The 15,449-nt window shown below is 32.3% G+C and carries 13 protein-coding genes; 6 read left to right on the forward strand and 7 right to left on the reverse strand.

The window, feature by feature from the left end; all coding sequences use genetic code 11:
• The 3 genes from QZZ53_RS14205 to QZZ53_RS14215 form a co-directional block, all read left to right on the forward strand.
• Positions 1–748 (forward strand): FAD-binding protein (locus QZZ53_RS14205; protein ID WP_296385867.1); only part of this gene is annotated, 748 nt, incomplete at its 5' end.
• Positions 749–762: 14 nt separating this feature from the next.
• A complete protein-coding gene (locus QZZ53_RS14210; RefSeq protein WP_296385893.1) occupies positions 763–1,509 on the forward strand; it encodes a succinate dehydrogenase/fumarate reductase iron-sulfur subunit in 747 nt (248 codons plus the stop codon).
• 101 nt (positions 1,510–1,610) lie between these two features.
• On the forward strand, positions 1,611–3,395 hold the full coding sequence (locus QZZ53_RS14215) for a DNA mismatch repair protein MutS (RefSeq protein WP_296385869.1): 1,785 nt from the start codon (positions 1,611–1,613) through the stop codon (positions 3,393–3,395).
• 3 nt (positions 3,396–3,398) lie between these two features.
• Here QZZ53_RS14215 and QZZ53_RS14220 read toward each other — a convergent pair whose 3' ends face one another.
• The 3 genes from QZZ53_RS14220 to rplU all read right to left on the reverse strand — a co-directional run bounded on the left by QZZ53_RS14220 (position 3,399) and on the right by rplU (position 5,255).
• Positions 3,399–4,124: a GldM family protein gene (locus QZZ53_RS14220; RefSeq protein WP_296385871.1), complete on the reverse strand. Its 726-nt coding sequence runs from the start codon at positions 4,122–4,124 to the stop codon at positions 3,399–3,401.
• 144 nt (positions 4,125–4,268) lie between these two features.
• A complete protein-coding gene (gene rpmA, locus QZZ53_RS14225) occupies positions 4,269–4,529 on the reverse strand; it encodes a 50S ribosomal protein L27 (RefSeq protein ID WP_173587455.1) in 261 nt (86 codons plus the stop codon).
• A gap of 42 nt (positions 4,530–4,571) precedes the next feature.
• Positions 4,572–5,255: a 50S ribosomal protein L21 gene (gene rplU, locus QZZ53_RS14230; RefSeq protein WP_296385879.1), complete on the reverse strand. Its 684-nt coding sequence runs from the start codon at positions 5,253–5,255 to the stop codon at positions 4,572–4,574.
• A gap of 301 nt (positions 5,256–5,556) precedes the next feature.
• On the opposite strand from rplU, the gene QZZ53_RS14235 reads away from it, so the two are divergent.
• Both QZZ53_RS14235 and QZZ53_RS14240 read left to right on the forward strand, forming a co-directional pair.
• Positions 5,557–6,873, forward strand: coding sequence for a pitrilysin family protein (locus QZZ53_RS14235; protein ID WP_296385881.1), 1,317 nt, complete (start codon positions 5,557–5,559; stop codon positions 6,871–6,873).
• A gap of 19 nt (positions 6,874–6,892) precedes the next feature.
• Positions 6,893–8,971, forward strand: coding sequence for an insulinase family protein (locus QZZ53_RS14240; RefSeq protein WP_296385883.1), 2,079 nt, complete (start codon positions 6,893–6,895; stop codon positions 8,969–8,971).
• A 50-nt stretch (positions 8,972–9,021) separates the two neighbouring features.
• On the opposite strand, the gene QZZ53_RS14245 is transcribed toward QZZ53_RS14240, so the two are convergent.
• Positions 9,022–9,900 carry an EamA family transporter gene (locus tag QZZ53_RS14245; RefSeq protein WP_296385885.1) on the reverse strand — a complete coding sequence of 293 codons (879 nt, stop codon included), beginning with the start codon at positions 9,898–9,900 and terminating at the stop codon, positions 9,022–9,024.
• 97 nt (positions 9,901–9,997) lie between these two features.
• Here QZZ53_RS14245 and QZZ53_RS14250 point away from each other — a divergent pair, with 97 nt between their 5' ends.
• Positions 9,998–10,579: a heavy metal-associated domain-containing protein gene (locus tag QZZ53_RS14250; protein ID WP_296385887.1), complete on the forward strand. Its 582-nt coding sequence runs from the start codon at positions 9,998–10,000 to the stop codon at positions 10,577–10,579.
• 55 nt (positions 10,580–10,634) lie between these two features.
• Here QZZ53_RS14250 and QZZ53_RS14255 read toward each other — a convergent pair whose 3' ends face one another.
• The 3 genes from QZZ53_RS14255 to QZZ53_RS14265 all read right to left on the reverse strand — a co-directional run.
• Positions 10,635–11,000, reverse strand: coding sequence for a hypothetical protein (locus QZZ53_RS14255; RefSeq protein ID WP_296385888.1), 366 nt, complete (start codon positions 10,998–11,000; stop codon positions 10,635–10,637).
• Between the two features lie 75 nt (positions 11,001–11,075).
• On the reverse strand, positions 11,076–12,512 hold the full coding sequence (locus tag QZZ53_RS14260; protein WP_296385890.1) for a DUF5689 domain-containing protein: 1,437 nt from the start codon (positions 12,510–12,512) through the stop codon (positions 11,076–11,078).
• 81 nt (positions 12,513–12,593) lie between these two features.
• The coding region (locus QZZ53_RS14265) for a TonB-dependent receptor (protein ID WP_365940723.1) at positions 12,594–15,449 on the reverse strand (2,856 nt) is incomplete at its 5' end.

A 15,449-nucleotide genomic window follows, 5' to 3' on the forward strand; every position in this document is an offset into this window, starting at 1 on the left:
GATGATATATCCTGCAACACACTATACAATGGGTGGTGTTTGGGTTGATTACAACTTAATGACTACTGTTGAAGGTTTATATTGTATTGGAGAAGCTAATTTCTCTGATCATGGAGCTAACAGACTTGGAGCTTCGGCTTTAATGCAAGGTTTAGCTGATGGCTATTTTGTGTTACCATATACAATTGGAGATTATTTATCTGATGATATTAGAACAGGAAAAATTCCTACTGATACCAAAGCGTTTGATGAAGTAGAAAAAGATGTGAAAGATAGAATTGATTTCTTTATCAATAACAAAGGAACAAAATCTGTAGACCATTTCCATAAACGTTTAGGTAAAGTGATGTGGGATAAAGTTGGAATGTCTAGAAACGAAAAGGATTTAAAAGAAGCTATGGCCGAAATTAAAGCTATTCGTGAAGAATTCTGGAAAGATGTTATGATACCTGGATCTGCTAACGAAATGAATCCTGAATTAGAAAAAGCAGGTCGTGTAGCAGACTTTTTAGAGTTAGGTGAATTGTTTGCCAAAGATGCACTAGTTAGAAATGAATCTTGTGGTGGTCACTTTAGAGAAGAATCTATAGAGTTAGATGGCGAGCAAAAGGGAGAAGCGAAACGTAACGATAAAGATTTTGCTTTTGTATCTGCTTGGGAATATAAAGGCGAACCAGCAGATGCTGTTTTACATAAAGAAGAATTAGAATTTAAGGATATTGAACTAAAACAACGTTCATACAAATAGGAAAAGACATGATGATGAATCTAACACTTAAAATTTGGAGACAAAAAGACTCAAATACAAAGGGTCAAATGGTCGATTATAAAGTCACTGATATTTCAGAACATATGTCTTTCCTAGAAATGCTAGATGTTTTGAACGAACAATTAGTAAACTCTGGTGAAGAACCTGTAGCGTTTGACCACGATTGTCGTGAAGGTATTTGTGGAATGTGTTCTTTGTATATTAATGGCGAAGCACACGGTCCAGATAGAGGTATTACAACATGTCAGTTACACATGAGAATGTTTAACGATGGAGATACTATAACTATTGAGCCTTTTAGAGCAGCGGCTTTTCCTGTGATTAAAGATTTAATAGTAGATAGAATGGCTTTTGAACGTATTCAACAAGCTGGTGGTTACATTTCTGTAAATACTTCTGGTAATACACAAGATGCTAATGCGCTTCCAATATCTAAACATGCAGCAGATGAAGCTATGGATGCTGCAGCTTGTATTGGTTGTGGAGCTTGTGTAGCGAGTTGCAAAAATTCTTCTGCAATGTTATTTGTTGGAGCCAAAGTATCTCAATATGCATTATTACCACAGGGACAAGTAGAAGCGGCAGATCGTGTTAAAAACATGGTAGCACAAATGGATTTAGAAGGTTTTGGAAATTGTACTAACACAGGAGCTTGTGAAGTAGAATGTCCTAAAGGAATTTCTTTAGAAAACATTGCACGTATGAATAGAGAATATTTATCTGCAACTTTCAAAGGTTAATTATAAAAATATGTATGCTGAAATCATTTTCAGCATTTTTAATAAATTAAATCCCAAGGTAATATCTTATCTTGGGATTTTTAGTTTTCAAGTTTAAATCTATGCAAAACTCAAATACTTTTTACAAAAAACAATTAGAGTTAAACCAAGCAGAATCAAAACGTATTTTTAAGCGAATGAGTCTGTACAGTATACTTAGACTATCTGTTTTTGTATTAACTGTTTTTGGTATCTACTTAAGTTTTAATCAATGGCAAGTTGCTGTGACAATTGGTGTTTTAGGAATAGCAATTTTCTTGTTTTTATTATCAAAATATACAGATATAAAAGCAAAAAGAGCGCTTCATAAAAGGTTGGTAACTATTAATGTAGATGAACTTAAAATAGCATCAGGAGATTTTTATGACAGAGCTGATGGTTCTGAGTTTCAAAATCCAAAACATTTCTATAGTTTAGATATTGATTTGTTTGGGAAGGGGTCTTTTTTTCAATTCATAAATCGAACTACAATTAAAGAAGGTACAGAAAAACTTACTGAGCATTTACTAGCTAATGATATCTCAAATATTGAAACTCGACAAGAAGCTATTCAAGAATTAGCATTAGTACCAAAATGGAGACAAAATTATTCTGGTGTTGCACAAGGTGTAGAGGTAGAGCATTCCGCTAGGTCTATTATAAAATGGCTTAAGGATTACAAATCGTTTTTAAACCCTGTTCATTATTGGATTACTATAGCCTTTAGTTTGGTTTCAGTTGTTTTGTTAATATTAGGTATCATTGAGGTTATTTCAATGATGCGTTCAGGTTATTTGTTATTAGGTTGGTTAATATTAGGTTTAGGAATCACGGCAATTTATTTAAAACAAATCAATGGTTTAGCTCAAAATACAGAAAAGGCAAAGGATACTTTCAGACAATATGCTTTGTTATTAGAGCAGATTGAAAATCAAGAATTCAAGTCACAATTATTAAAAGATCAACAACTGAAGATTAAGTTAGAAGGTTTAAAAGCCTCACAGATTTTCGCAAAATTCTCTAAAGTTTTAGATGCATTAGATAATAGAAATAATTTGATTTCTGCTATTTTCGGCAATGGACTATTGCTTTGGGACATTAGACAAACCTATCATGTAGAACAATGGATTACTAAATATGCTGATAAAGTTGAAGACTGGTTTGAAGTCGTTACTTTTTTTGATGCCTACAACAGCTTTGGTAATTATACTTTTAACCATCAAGAGTTTAGTTATCCTAAAATAACAAATGAATCTACTACGATTTCTGCTGAAGCATTAGGTCATCCATTATTAAATTCTGAAAAACGTATTGATAGTGATTTAGTATTACAAGAAGAGCAATTTTTTATTGTAACTGGAGCCAACATGGCAGGTAAGAGTACCTTTTTAAGAACCGTTGCCTTACATATTGTTATGGCGAATGTAGGATTGCCAGTTTGTGCAAAACAAAGCAATTACAAGCCTATTAAGTTAATTACAAGTATGCGTACCACTGATTCTTTAACTGATGATAGTTCGTATTTCTTTAGTGAGTTAACACGTCTTAAATTTGTAGTAGATACAGTTGAAAAAGATACGTCTTATTTCATCATCTTAGATGAAATATTAAAAGGTACTAATAGTACGGATAAAGCGATAGGTTCTAGGAAATTTGTGGAGAAACTAGTAAAATTAAATGCCACAGGAATCATTGCTACACACGATCTAAGTCTTACAGAAATTGAAAAAGAACTAGAAGCTGTAAAGAACTACTACTTCGATGCGGAAATCATAAACGACGAACTCTACTTTGACTACAAACTAAAACAAGGAGTTTGCCAGAATATGAATGCTAGCTTTCTTTTGAAGAAGATGGAGATTGTGTAGTAATTATTCTACTATTTTAATAAGGATTGGGGGAATTCCTTTCAGGCGATAATGAGAACTTCCGCGTATTTTAAGTTTTATATCGAATATTTGTATCGAATCATTAGGTCTAAGTAAGGTAAATAAATCATTTGCTCTTATGTTCATTTTATTTCCAACTATTTTAATTGTCCTATAATGTGGCATTTTTATTTTGAATGCTGTTACCCTAAAATCCAAACCATAAAGAAAATCATTGGTTTTTGCACCAATTTTAGAATTAGTCATTTCCTCTTTTGTGAACTGTAATTCACATTTGGAGTTACAACCTCTATTATTGATTGTTCCATATGGTGCGTTTATATCTTTAATTCTCAAAGTTTTCACTTCAGATTTTGAATCACCATTTTTTAATAAAGACCTAATCTCAATGTCAACAGAGTCTCCACTACCTGGCGATAATATATAATTACCATTGTTGTCTATTTTCTTTAAACCAGAAGCACTTGCAATAACTGATTTAGTATTAGGTTTTGAAATATAAATAGGATTGGGAAAACCTCTATAAACTACATTCATCTTTTTAAGCTTTAGTGCAGCTTCTAAATTTAAACTATCAGTAACTTCAAGTCTTTTAATTCTTTCTTTCAAAGCATTATTTTCTGTAAGTAGTTGGGTTTTGCTTTGAGAAGACTTACAACTTAAAGTAAGGTTGATAATTATGATAAAAAATATAGATGCTTTTTTCATTGAAAGACTGGTTGGTATATAATTAACAAAAAGATAAAGAGATTATTGTAGTAAGAGATTCTTCACTTCGCTCTGAATGATAGAAACTAAAAAACCCTCTCTATAAATAGAAAGGGTTTTAATAATTTTATAAGAAAGAATTTCCTAAGCTTCAAAAGGCTCAATAGAAACGTAAGACCTATTGTCTTTTTTCTTAGTAAATTTTACTAAACCATCAACTTTAGCGTGTAAAGTATGGTCTTTTCCTTGGTATACGTTTTCAGCTGGGTGATGCGTATTACCACGTTGTCTTAAAATGATATTTCCAGCAATAGCAGCTTGTCCACCAAAAATCTTAACGCCTAAACGTTTTGATTCTGATTCTCTACCATTCTTCGAACTACCTACTCCTTTTTTATGAGCCATTGTCTTAAGGTTTTATATTGTTATACTTAAGTAGTTTAGCAATTAAGCTTTACCACCATCTAATTCGTCTTGCCATTTTTTAAGCTCATCCCACTTACCATCAGCAGCTAATTTAGCTTGTGCTGGCCAAGTGTCTGTTACGTGATTTCCACGAACACCTGCGATGATTTCAGAAATTGCTGCTGGCTTAGCTTTTGCTAAATCAGCAAACGTAGCGATACCAGCTTCTACTAAAGTAGATGCAATTTTTGGTCCGACACCTTCAATTTTCTTTAAATCGTCAGCTTTACCAGTTGCTTTTTTAGGTGCAGCCTTCTTGGGTGCAGCTTTTTCAGTTTTTGGAGCAGCAGCTTTCGCTTCTACTTTTGGTTCAGCTTTCTTAGTTTCTTTTTTTGGAGCGGCTTTTTTAGCTCCAGAAGCAGTAATACCTTCAATTACGATTTCAGTTAAAGATTGTCTGTGCCCATTCTTAACACGGTAACCTTTACGTCTTTTCTTTTTGAAAACTATTACTTTGTCACCTTTAAGGTGCTTCAAGACTTTTGCACTTACTTGTGCTCCGTCTATAGCTGGGGCGCCTACAGTAGTTTTGCTACCATCACCTATCAAAAGAACATTATCGAAAGAAACTTTCTTACCTTCTTCAGTAGATAAACGGTTAACAAAAACTCTTTGGTCTTTTTCAACTTTAAATTGATGCCCTGCTATCTCTACAATTGCGTACATAGCGTAACGTTTTTATTAATTTGTTTATTAAAAAATTCACTTTCTTCTCAGAAAGCGGATGCAAATATACTCCTAAATTCGTAATTCACAAACGTTTCGGGCGTTTTCGATCGCTTTTTAAGTGACTTTTGGGTGAGACCGAAATAGAGTATCTAAAACCAAAGTGTTTTTAATAGAGTTTTCACATTTAATTATGTTAAAAAAGGGGAATCATTCCTTATTTTTGTAGGACTTTATGTAACAATATACATTTAGTGCAGACAAACACTTAAACAATTTAAATTTTTAAACACACTTAATAATGAAAAAAAGCTTATTTACTCTAGCGTTTTTGTTGTTAGTTGGATTTAGTTCAACAGCGCAAAAAGTAGAATTCGAAGAGTTTGATTTAGACAATGGATTACATGTAATCTTGCATCAAGACAATACAGCACCTGTTGTTATCACATCTGTAATGTATAATGTAGGAGGTAAAGATGGTGATAGAGAGCGAACAGGTTTTGCTCACTTTTTTGAGCACCTCTTATTTGAAGGTTCAGAAAATATTGAACGTGGAGAATTCATGAAAATTATTCCAGCTAATGGAGGAACTTTTAATGCTAACACATCTCAAGACAGAACGTATTATTACGAAATCTTCCCTTCTAATAAATTAGAATTAGGCTTATGGTTAGAGTCTGAGCGTATGTTGCACCCAGTTATTGATCAAGTAGGTGTAGATACTCAAAATGAAGTTGTAAAAGAAGAAAAGCGTCAACGTTACGACTCTCCTTATGGTGGGTTATTTCAGGCTATTGGATCAAACCTCTTTAAAGTACACCCATATAAAGATCCAAACATTGGTTATATGGAACATTTAGATGCAGCAACATTAGCAGAGTTTAATGCTTATTTTAAAACATATTATGGTCCAAATAACGCCGTTTTAGTTGTGGCAGGAGATATTGATTTTGCTAAAACAAAAAAAATGGTTAAAGATTATTTTAGTGAAGTTAAGAGAGGACCAGAAGTTGTAAGAAACTTTCCTAAAGAAGAGCCAATAACAGAAACTATTAAGGCTAAAGAATACGATAAAAATATTCAGATTCCTGCAATAATTGCTACATACAGAACTCCTGGTTTTGCTAGCCGTGATGCTTATGTTTTAGATATGATTTCATCTTATTTAAGTGGTGGAAAAAGTTCTGTGCTTTATAAAAAATTAGTAGATCAACAAAAACAGGCATTACAATTACAGTCAGGAAACATTGGTCAAATGGATTATAATATTTTTGCTCTATTTGCAATTCCATTAGGAGATACCCCTTTAGATACCATATTAGATGAAATTGACGAGGAGATTGTTATTATGCAAAATGAATTAATTGCAGAACGCGATTATCAAAAACTAATTAACCAATTTGAGAATCAATTTGTAAATGCTAATGCTAGTATTGCTGGTATTGCAGAATCTTTGGCAACAAACTATTTGTTAAAAGGCGATGTAAATTTAATTAATAAAGAAATTGATATTTACAGATCTATTACAAGAGAAGAAATTCAGGCTGTAGCTAAAAAATATTTAAGCCCAAACCAGCGTGTTGAAATAGAATACTTACCGAAAAAAGATGATCAATAAGATGAAAAGAACATATATTATGAAAACAAAATTATCTGCATTTGTCCTATTGTTTTTAGTAACTATAGGTGTTAATGCACAAATAGACAGATCTAAACAACCTAAAGCTGGACCAGAACCAGAAATCTCGTTAGAAGTTCCAGGTGAATTCGAATTAAAAAATGGATTAAAAGTTTTAGTTGTTGAAAACCATAAACTACCAAGAGTTTCTTACTCTTTACGTTTAGATAATAAACCTATTGCTACAGGTAAAAAAGCTGGTATCGAAAGCTTAATCGGTAGCATGTTAGGTAACGGAACAAAGTCAATTGCCAAAGATGAATTCAATGAAGAAATAGACTTTTTAGGAGCACGTTTAAACTTTGGGATTAGTGGAGGTTTTGCTAGCTCATTATCTAAATATTCTGATCGCATTTTAGAGTTAATGGCAGATGCAGCTATTAACCCTTTATTAACTGAAGAAGAGTTTGATAAAGAAAAAACTAAGCTTATTGAAAGTTTAAAGCAAGATGAAAAAAGTATTGATGCTATTGGTAATCGTGTTCGCACTGCTTTATCTTACGGAACTAATCATCCTTATGGTGAGTTTACAACCGAAGAAACAATTAATAATGTTTCTTTTGGTGATGCCGTATCTTTTTACGAAAAATACTTTAACCCTAACAATGCTTACCTAGTTGTTATAGGTGATGTTGATTTTAGTGATGTTAAAAGGCAAATAAAAAAGCATTTTAATAAATGGGAAAAATCTGTAGATGTAACTACGTCTCTTCCAAATGTAAGTCCTAATGCACAATACACACAAATTAATTTTGTGGATTTACCAAGTGCAACTCAATCTAGTATAATGGTTACAAATACCGTGGATTTAAAGATGAATGATGAAGATTATCATGCAGCCTTAATTGCAAATAACATATTAGGTGGTGGTGGTGAAGGTTATTTATTTAAAAACCTTCGAGAAGAACATGGTTATACTTATGGTGCTTATTCAAGTTTATATGCTGATAGATATGGAGCAGCTCGTTTTAACGCTACTGCTAAAGTTAGAAACATGGTTACAGATAGTGCCGTTGTTGAAGCTTTAAAAGAAATCAATCGCATTAAAACTGAGCCTGTAGATGCTCAAACACTTAAAGATGCAAAGGCTAAGTATGTTGGTAATTTTATTATGGGGCTAGAAAGACCTCAAACAGTTGCTAACTATGCTTTAAACATTAAACTAAATAATTTACCTAAAGATTTCTATACGACGTATCTACAAAGAATTAATGATGTTAGTGTAGAAGATGTAAAAAGAGTTGCTAATAAATATTTTAAGTCAGAAAATGCTAGAGTAGTTATTGTTGGTAAAGGAAGTGATGTATTGGAGAATCTTGAGAAAACAGGTATTCCAATTAAGTATTACGATGCTTATGCAAATGCAACGGAAAAACCAGTATTCTCTAAACCATTACCAAAAGGATTAACTGCTGAAACAGTTATTAAAAACTATGTAACTGCAGTTGGTGGTGAAGCAAATCTTAGAAAAGTTAATTCTACATTAACGAATGCAGATGTTACGATACAAGGAGCACCATTTAAGCCTAAAGCAATTCTTAAGCAAATGTCTCCAAATAAATTTTCTATGGAAATGATTGTAGAAGGCATGGGAACTGTAATGAAGCAAAGTTTTGATGGCGAAAATGGTTACCAAGAACAACAGGGAAGAAAAGTACCAATGGAAGAAAAAGACGTTACATCTAGAAAAGCTGAAAAAGGATTGTTTCCTGAGTTATTTATGGAGGCTTCTAACATTGAGTTAGAAAGTATGACGACTATTGAAGGTACAGATGTATATAAAATTAAAGTGATTAAAGGCGAAAAGATATCTTTTAGATACTATGACACTAAATCTAATTTGTTATTAAGAACTGAATCTACAACAGAAGTTCAAGGTCAGTCAGTCACAACAATTACAGATTTATCAAACTATAAAGAAGTTGCTGGTGTTATGATTCCTAGTACAACTAAGATTATTAATGGTCCACAAGTAATAATTTTAGAAACTACAGAAGTTAAAGTTAATGAAGGTGTTACTGAAGCTGATTTTAACTAGGCAGAAGTAATATGATAATAATTAGAACCGAAGCGAAAGCTTCGGTTTTTTTATGTCTTACGTTTATGTGCTAAATAAACACCAACCAAAATAAGTAAGGCGGCTAAACCTTGAATAAAACTAAAAGCTTCTCCGTCCAACACTCCCCAAATTAAAGCTACAATTGGCATTATATAAGTTACAGATGAAGCAAAAACAGGTGTAGAAATTTGAACCAATTTATTAAAAATAACCTTCGCTATTGCGGTTCCAAAAACAGAAAGAATGGTAATGTATAATAGTGCTTTTGGTAACTCGGGATTGTCGAATGTCTTTGAAGTAAAAAAATCAGTAAACAGAAGTATAATTAATGCTGGTATAACAATAAAAACATAATTACCTGCAGCAATAGCTAAGGGTTTTACATCCTGTAAATAGCGCTTTATAATATTTACATTTGTAGCATACATTAATGTAGAAGCAATTACAAATCCTGCATACAAATAATTTTGATTGGGATTTAATTCTGCACCTTTCAAGATAAGAATGGCAGTTCCTATAAAACCAATCATTACACCTAGTACCTGTCGTTTTGTAGATGCAATTTTAAACACAGCGAAGCCTAATAAAATAGTGTTTAATGGGACAAGTGAATTTAGTATCGACGCAACGGCGCTATCGATTTCTGTTTCAGCAATAGCAAAAAAGAAGGATGGAATAAAAGAACCTAAAAGCCCTGAAATAATAAGCCATTTCCATTTAGATTTAGGTATGGTTTTTAATTTGTTATAGCCTACAGTAAGAAGAACGACTCCTGTTATAATAGTTCTTAAAGCGCCAAGTTGGTATGCCGTAAGTCCTAAAAGTGATTTCTTAATTAAGATAAATGAACTTCCCCAAATTACAGACAGAACGAGAAGATAAATCCACTTAATGTTAGGGTTTTTCATACAAAAGCAAAATAAAAGAATCACAAAAATCGTTAATTCTTACGGAAGAAACGCCAATATTTATTAGATTTAACCAAAATTCAATAATTATAAATTTATGAAGACCTTAAAGAGTTTATGTATCGTTGCAATTATGGCATTAGTTTTTACATCTTGTAAAAACGAAAAGCAGCCAGAAGTTAAAACTGTAGATGTAGAAGTGACTAAAAAAGAAGTTTCTAAAACTTTAGACCCTAATGCTAGCTATGCTAAAGTAGAATTTAGTATTGATGGTATGACCTGCGCTATGGGTTGTGCAAAAACCATTGAGAAAAAAATGGCTAAAATGGAGGGCGTTAAAACTGCAAAAGTAGATTTTGATAAGCGTTTAGCTATGGTTGAATATGATGAGGCCATAGTGACTCCAAAATCTTTAGAAGAGACAGTGACTAAAGTTGCTGACATTTATAAAGTGAAAGACGTAAAGATTGTTAAAGACTTTGGTAATGATGCTGAGGCTAAAACTTGTAAGGCAGATTGCAAGAAAGAATGTTGTGCTAATAAGTCTGAAGAAGAAAAGAAAGCTTGTAAAGCAGACTGTAAAAAAGAATGTTGCGCAGATAAAACTGAGGCTGAAAAAAAGACTTGTAAAGCAGATTGCAAAAAAGCATGTTGTAGCGAAGAGAAAAAAGCTGAATAAAAATCAAGCTTTTATAAAAGATATAAAAAACACTGTCCATAAGGATGGTGTTTTTTTATTGCACTACTTGTAGTAGAATATAACCAATCATAAGGCAACCAAAAGGAAGAACCCATAAAAGATATATAGAAGTTGTCTTACCTTTTAATTTAGCGTTTAAAATGTTTCGCTTTTTACCATTATAGCGCATCCAATTTTTAAAGATAATAAACAACGCAACCAAAAGATATAACACCCAAAATTTTGTTGTGGACATCACTAACATCTTCATCTGGTTAGCAAATGCCATAAAAAAAGCACCTAAAACAAGTACAATGGATAACTCTAAAAAATTGATATAAAGCAATGCTAGTTTAAGGCTTTTTTTACCTAAACTTTTTTTGTAATGATTGAATATAGAAATGTAATATGTATCTAACATAATGTTAAAAAGATAATAATAAAACAAAAACCCGCTACGTGAGCAGGTTTTTGTTTTATTATTATTTTGTATGCTTTAGTTTCCTACTATTGCAACATCATCAATTTGAAAAGCTCCATCAAGATCTGAATCTGTTCCAGAACCTGTAACTCTAAAAGCTATATGTAAAGTTCCGGTATAAGATGATAAGTCAATTAATCCAGACCCAATTAAATCATACCAACTGTTATCAGAATTTGGAAAAATCGCTGTTTGCTCTTCCCAAGTAGCTCCTAATACATCAGAACCATTAAAATCTGTAGATACAAAGACCTTTATTCCATTTTGATCAGAATCTACATCTAAATGATGTTGAGCTGTTTTAAAGCTTAAAAGCTCATTAGATTGAGCATCCATATCTATACCTGGAGAAACTAACCATCCAATGTTTAGTGCATCACCTGTACTAAATGAAGAAAACTCAGCTGTACCAATACCTTGGAAAAGTTGTTCTGTCCATACTTCGCCACCTTCTTCTGCAAAATTAACCCATCCAGTTGTATTTAAATTAGAATTATCTTGAGCATCTTGAAAGTCTTCAAAGAAAATAGGTGTTAGTAAAGAACATCTTTCATTGTTTAAATCAACATCATCTGTTGTATTTAACGCTAAAATTACTGTACTACCATCAAATGTCTTACTAACAACAGCTCCAAGTGTACCGTTACCAATTGGCAATGCGACATTCTTAAAATCAGAAAAACTACTAGTTTCTAAACTAATTTCTGTATAGCTTGCTCCTTCACATGCTTGTAATGTACGCTGAGTATCAAAATTCTCTAAAGAATTAAAGTAACGTTCACCTGCTAAATTATCAGCAAATTCTACATTGTCAACTTGTATAAACATGCCTACATGAGATTCTGAGATAGCACTCAACGATAAATTTAAAGGTACTATATCCATCGTATTAGCAGATCTAAACATAGTAGCAGTAACCATATTCTCTCCTAAGCTCGATACAGTTGTACCAAATTGATCTGTTTCTGTACTAGCTCCAATAGTAATAACTCCATTACCAACACGTTCTTCACCAATATATAAACCATTTGGGCTGCCATTCTCATTACTCGGGTTTAATAAAATATAAACTTCACGCCCTTTATTAAATTGATTGTACAAATCTGTTCTATTAATAATCACTTTAATTGCAGTTGTAGGGTTTTCAAAGTTATCTTGAAGGTAGATCTCTTTATAAAAATTCCCTGTTTTGTCAGATGAGCTTACATAGCCTTTCATAACAATATCTGTATCTACACGAAACGGCTCTCCTTCAGTGCTATACATAGCTCTAACTTCTGAGATACTTACTTCAGTAAGATTTCCGTTATCAATATTGTTTATAATATTTTGTAATGCCACATTTTCTTCATTTCCTAAGCTATTAGGTACTGTATAATCATCATCTTGTACACAAGATGTTATAGAGACAGAAGCTATAAGGATCATTAAAAATTTAATCGTTTTATTCATAACATTTTTATTTATAATTGTTGAATTTATGAATGTTACACATTTCATAATTGTAATACTATTTATTATTTATAAGTTTTTTTAGAATCTAAGATACACATTTACAAAATAGTTAGTACCTCTTCCAAACCAATATTTAGAACCAAATACTCTTTTAGGATTGCTGACATCATCTCTTAACGCTCTGTAATCTGCTCTTCTGCCCTGTTCATAACCTCCGGTTTTGTATTGCTTATCTAAAAGATTACCAACACTAGCAAAAAAACCAACGTATTTATCACCTATCCTCCAAGATTTACCTCCAACTAAATTTATAACCATATAGTTGTCAAATTTTTCTTGTTTTAAGAGTCCTTCTGCAACTTCAGGATCGTAGTCATTATAAGGTAAGCCGTCTACATCTGTGTAAAATTCATTAGACCTTGCTAATGGACTGACATCGATATAAGCATTATCAAAGAAATTCGCTGTTGCGCCAAACCACCAATAATCTGGATCTCTATATTCAAAACCTACAGAATAAGCTGTTTGCGGACCACCTGCTACCTTGTAATTTTTTAAGTTTGAAGTACTAACTAAGTTTGAAGTATCTATATTATCACTTTCACTTTGAATATCTTGAAAATCATCTGAAGTTGAAGTTACATATAAATCAGGATTATTATCATAAGTATATTGACCTACCGAAGCAGCACCTTTTAATTTAATGGTTGGTGTAACCTGTGCCTCTATACCTAATTCTCCTCCAAAGTGTTTTTTATCTACGCCTGCTAATATTTCTTGAATAAATCCTGTAGAACTACCTTGTGTAAAAAAGAAAGAAATTTCATTAGCATCTTCTATTTTAGTATAAAACCCTGTAAGTTTTGCCTTTACTATCGGAGATCTAAAAATATAACTTGCATCTACTGATGTTATTTTCTCTTCGGTAATATTAATATTTGGAAGGTTTATACCATTTCTAACACCTACATAATCCTGACTCTCTCTAGAGTTTGTAAAGGTATTTCTAATAGAGGGTGCTTTTGTAATGTATCCACCGTTAAAATTTAATAAGTGTTTTCCAGAAATTTTATAGGTAAATCCTGCTTTTGCTCCAATACCTGTAAACTCTAATTTATCTCCTTTCCCAAACGAATTATCTAGTAGCTCGACTCCCTCATCTGTATAAACATGGTTTTCATTTTTATATAAACCTTCTCTTTGGTAATCTGTTTTTGTAATGCTTCCCGAAAGATAAAAATCTATTTTATTATATTTAAATTGCCCTTGTGCGTAACCAGATAAAACATTAGCATCAATATTATAATTGTATCTAAATTTATCACCTTCAAAAGCAACACTGTTAGGATTATTAAGGTCAAATTGTGTTTGGCTAAAAGAATCAACACCTAAGGCACCAGTAGTGCTTCCTAATAAATCGATAATTTCTGCAAAATTTTCAGATTTTAAAGTTTTATAGTTTAAAGCTCCATTTAAAACGACATGTTCATTTAATTCTGTATTAAAAATAGTATTTACAGTTAGTTGCTTGTCGTCATTTCTATCCTCATAAAGAACGTAAGCAGCATTTTCATTAGCAATATTATTTGTTAAATTGGCATCTATAATACTTTCCCAATTTATTTGCCCACTGTTAATGAAGTTTTGTTCAGCTTCATAAGCTCCTGCATAATCTGGCCCATCATTATCTGCTAAGAAATAACTAGGTAGATCTTGGTAATATGCAGGACTTGGGTTTCGCCCACCAGCATAGTCTAATCTACTATTTCCAATTTTACCAAATTGGTAACCAATATTAGTATTTAAGCTTGTTTTGTTAGAAATATCCCAATAGTGGTTTAACATTAATATTGGTTCTTCAACTTCTTTTATACGAGAGTTGCGTTTTTCACCATCTAACCAACCCCAATATTCATTGTATTTAATACCTTTAAGATCATAAACCTCTTGTGTATTTGAAGATGACTTACCTCTTCTATTTGGTGTATATATAGAAGTAAAGTTTAGACTATGGTTATCATTAATCTTCTTTTCTATCGATGCAAAGAATGAATTAGAATCATATAGTGTAGCATCTTGGTAGCCTTCATTTCCCCAACGTCTCCCTATCATAAAAGCGTAAGACCAACCTCCTTCAACTAAACCTGAAGCATAACTCGCCATCATACGATTAGTATAACTTCTGTTTGAAGATGAGTAAGTGATACGTCCACCTTTTCTATAAGCAGAAGCTCTAGTAATAATATTTGAGGTTCCTAATACGCCACCAAAATTATAATCAGAAGGTGTAAGACCTGTCGTTAGTACTTGGTTGCGCATCATGTCGTTTAACCCTCCCCAATTACTCCATTGTGGTCTACCGTTGTATAGTTTGTTCATTTCAATTCCGTTCATTAAGACAGAGCCATTATCAGAATCTAAACCTCTAATTCTAAAGAATGAAGAACTAAACTCAAAAGCTGCAGTTCTTTGAAAAACATCTAATGAAGAAGAAAGCAATCCTGAAATGTTATCTGCACCACTTGAGTCATCATTTAATTCGTCATCAGAAAGCGTAATTGTAAATAAATCTTGAGCTCCAGAAATCTCTATTTCCAAAGTCATATCCGTAATATTTACGGTTTGCCCTTCATTTACAATAATAGGATAGCGTTTTGTAACAAAACCTTGTTTCGAAATTTTTAAAACCTGCTCACCTAAGGGCACATTACTAGAAAAAATAAATTCTCCTAACCCATCTGTTAACATAGTTTGTTGAGTTTCTTCAATAGTTATTGTTACACCCGGAATTGGTTCTAAAGACACAGCGTCTTTTACACTACCTTTTATAATAGTGTTCTGTGCCACCATTGTAAAAGAAGAAAAAATTCCAAATAATAAAATAATTAAACTTTTTTTCATATCTAAATTTAAAGTTAATAGTCTTTGTACATT

The organism is Winogradskyella sp. (assembly GCF_016744625.1).
In the GTDB taxonomy this organism is placed as follows: Bacteria; Bacteroidota; Bacteroidia; order Flavobacteriales; family Flavobacteriaceae; genus Winogradskyella.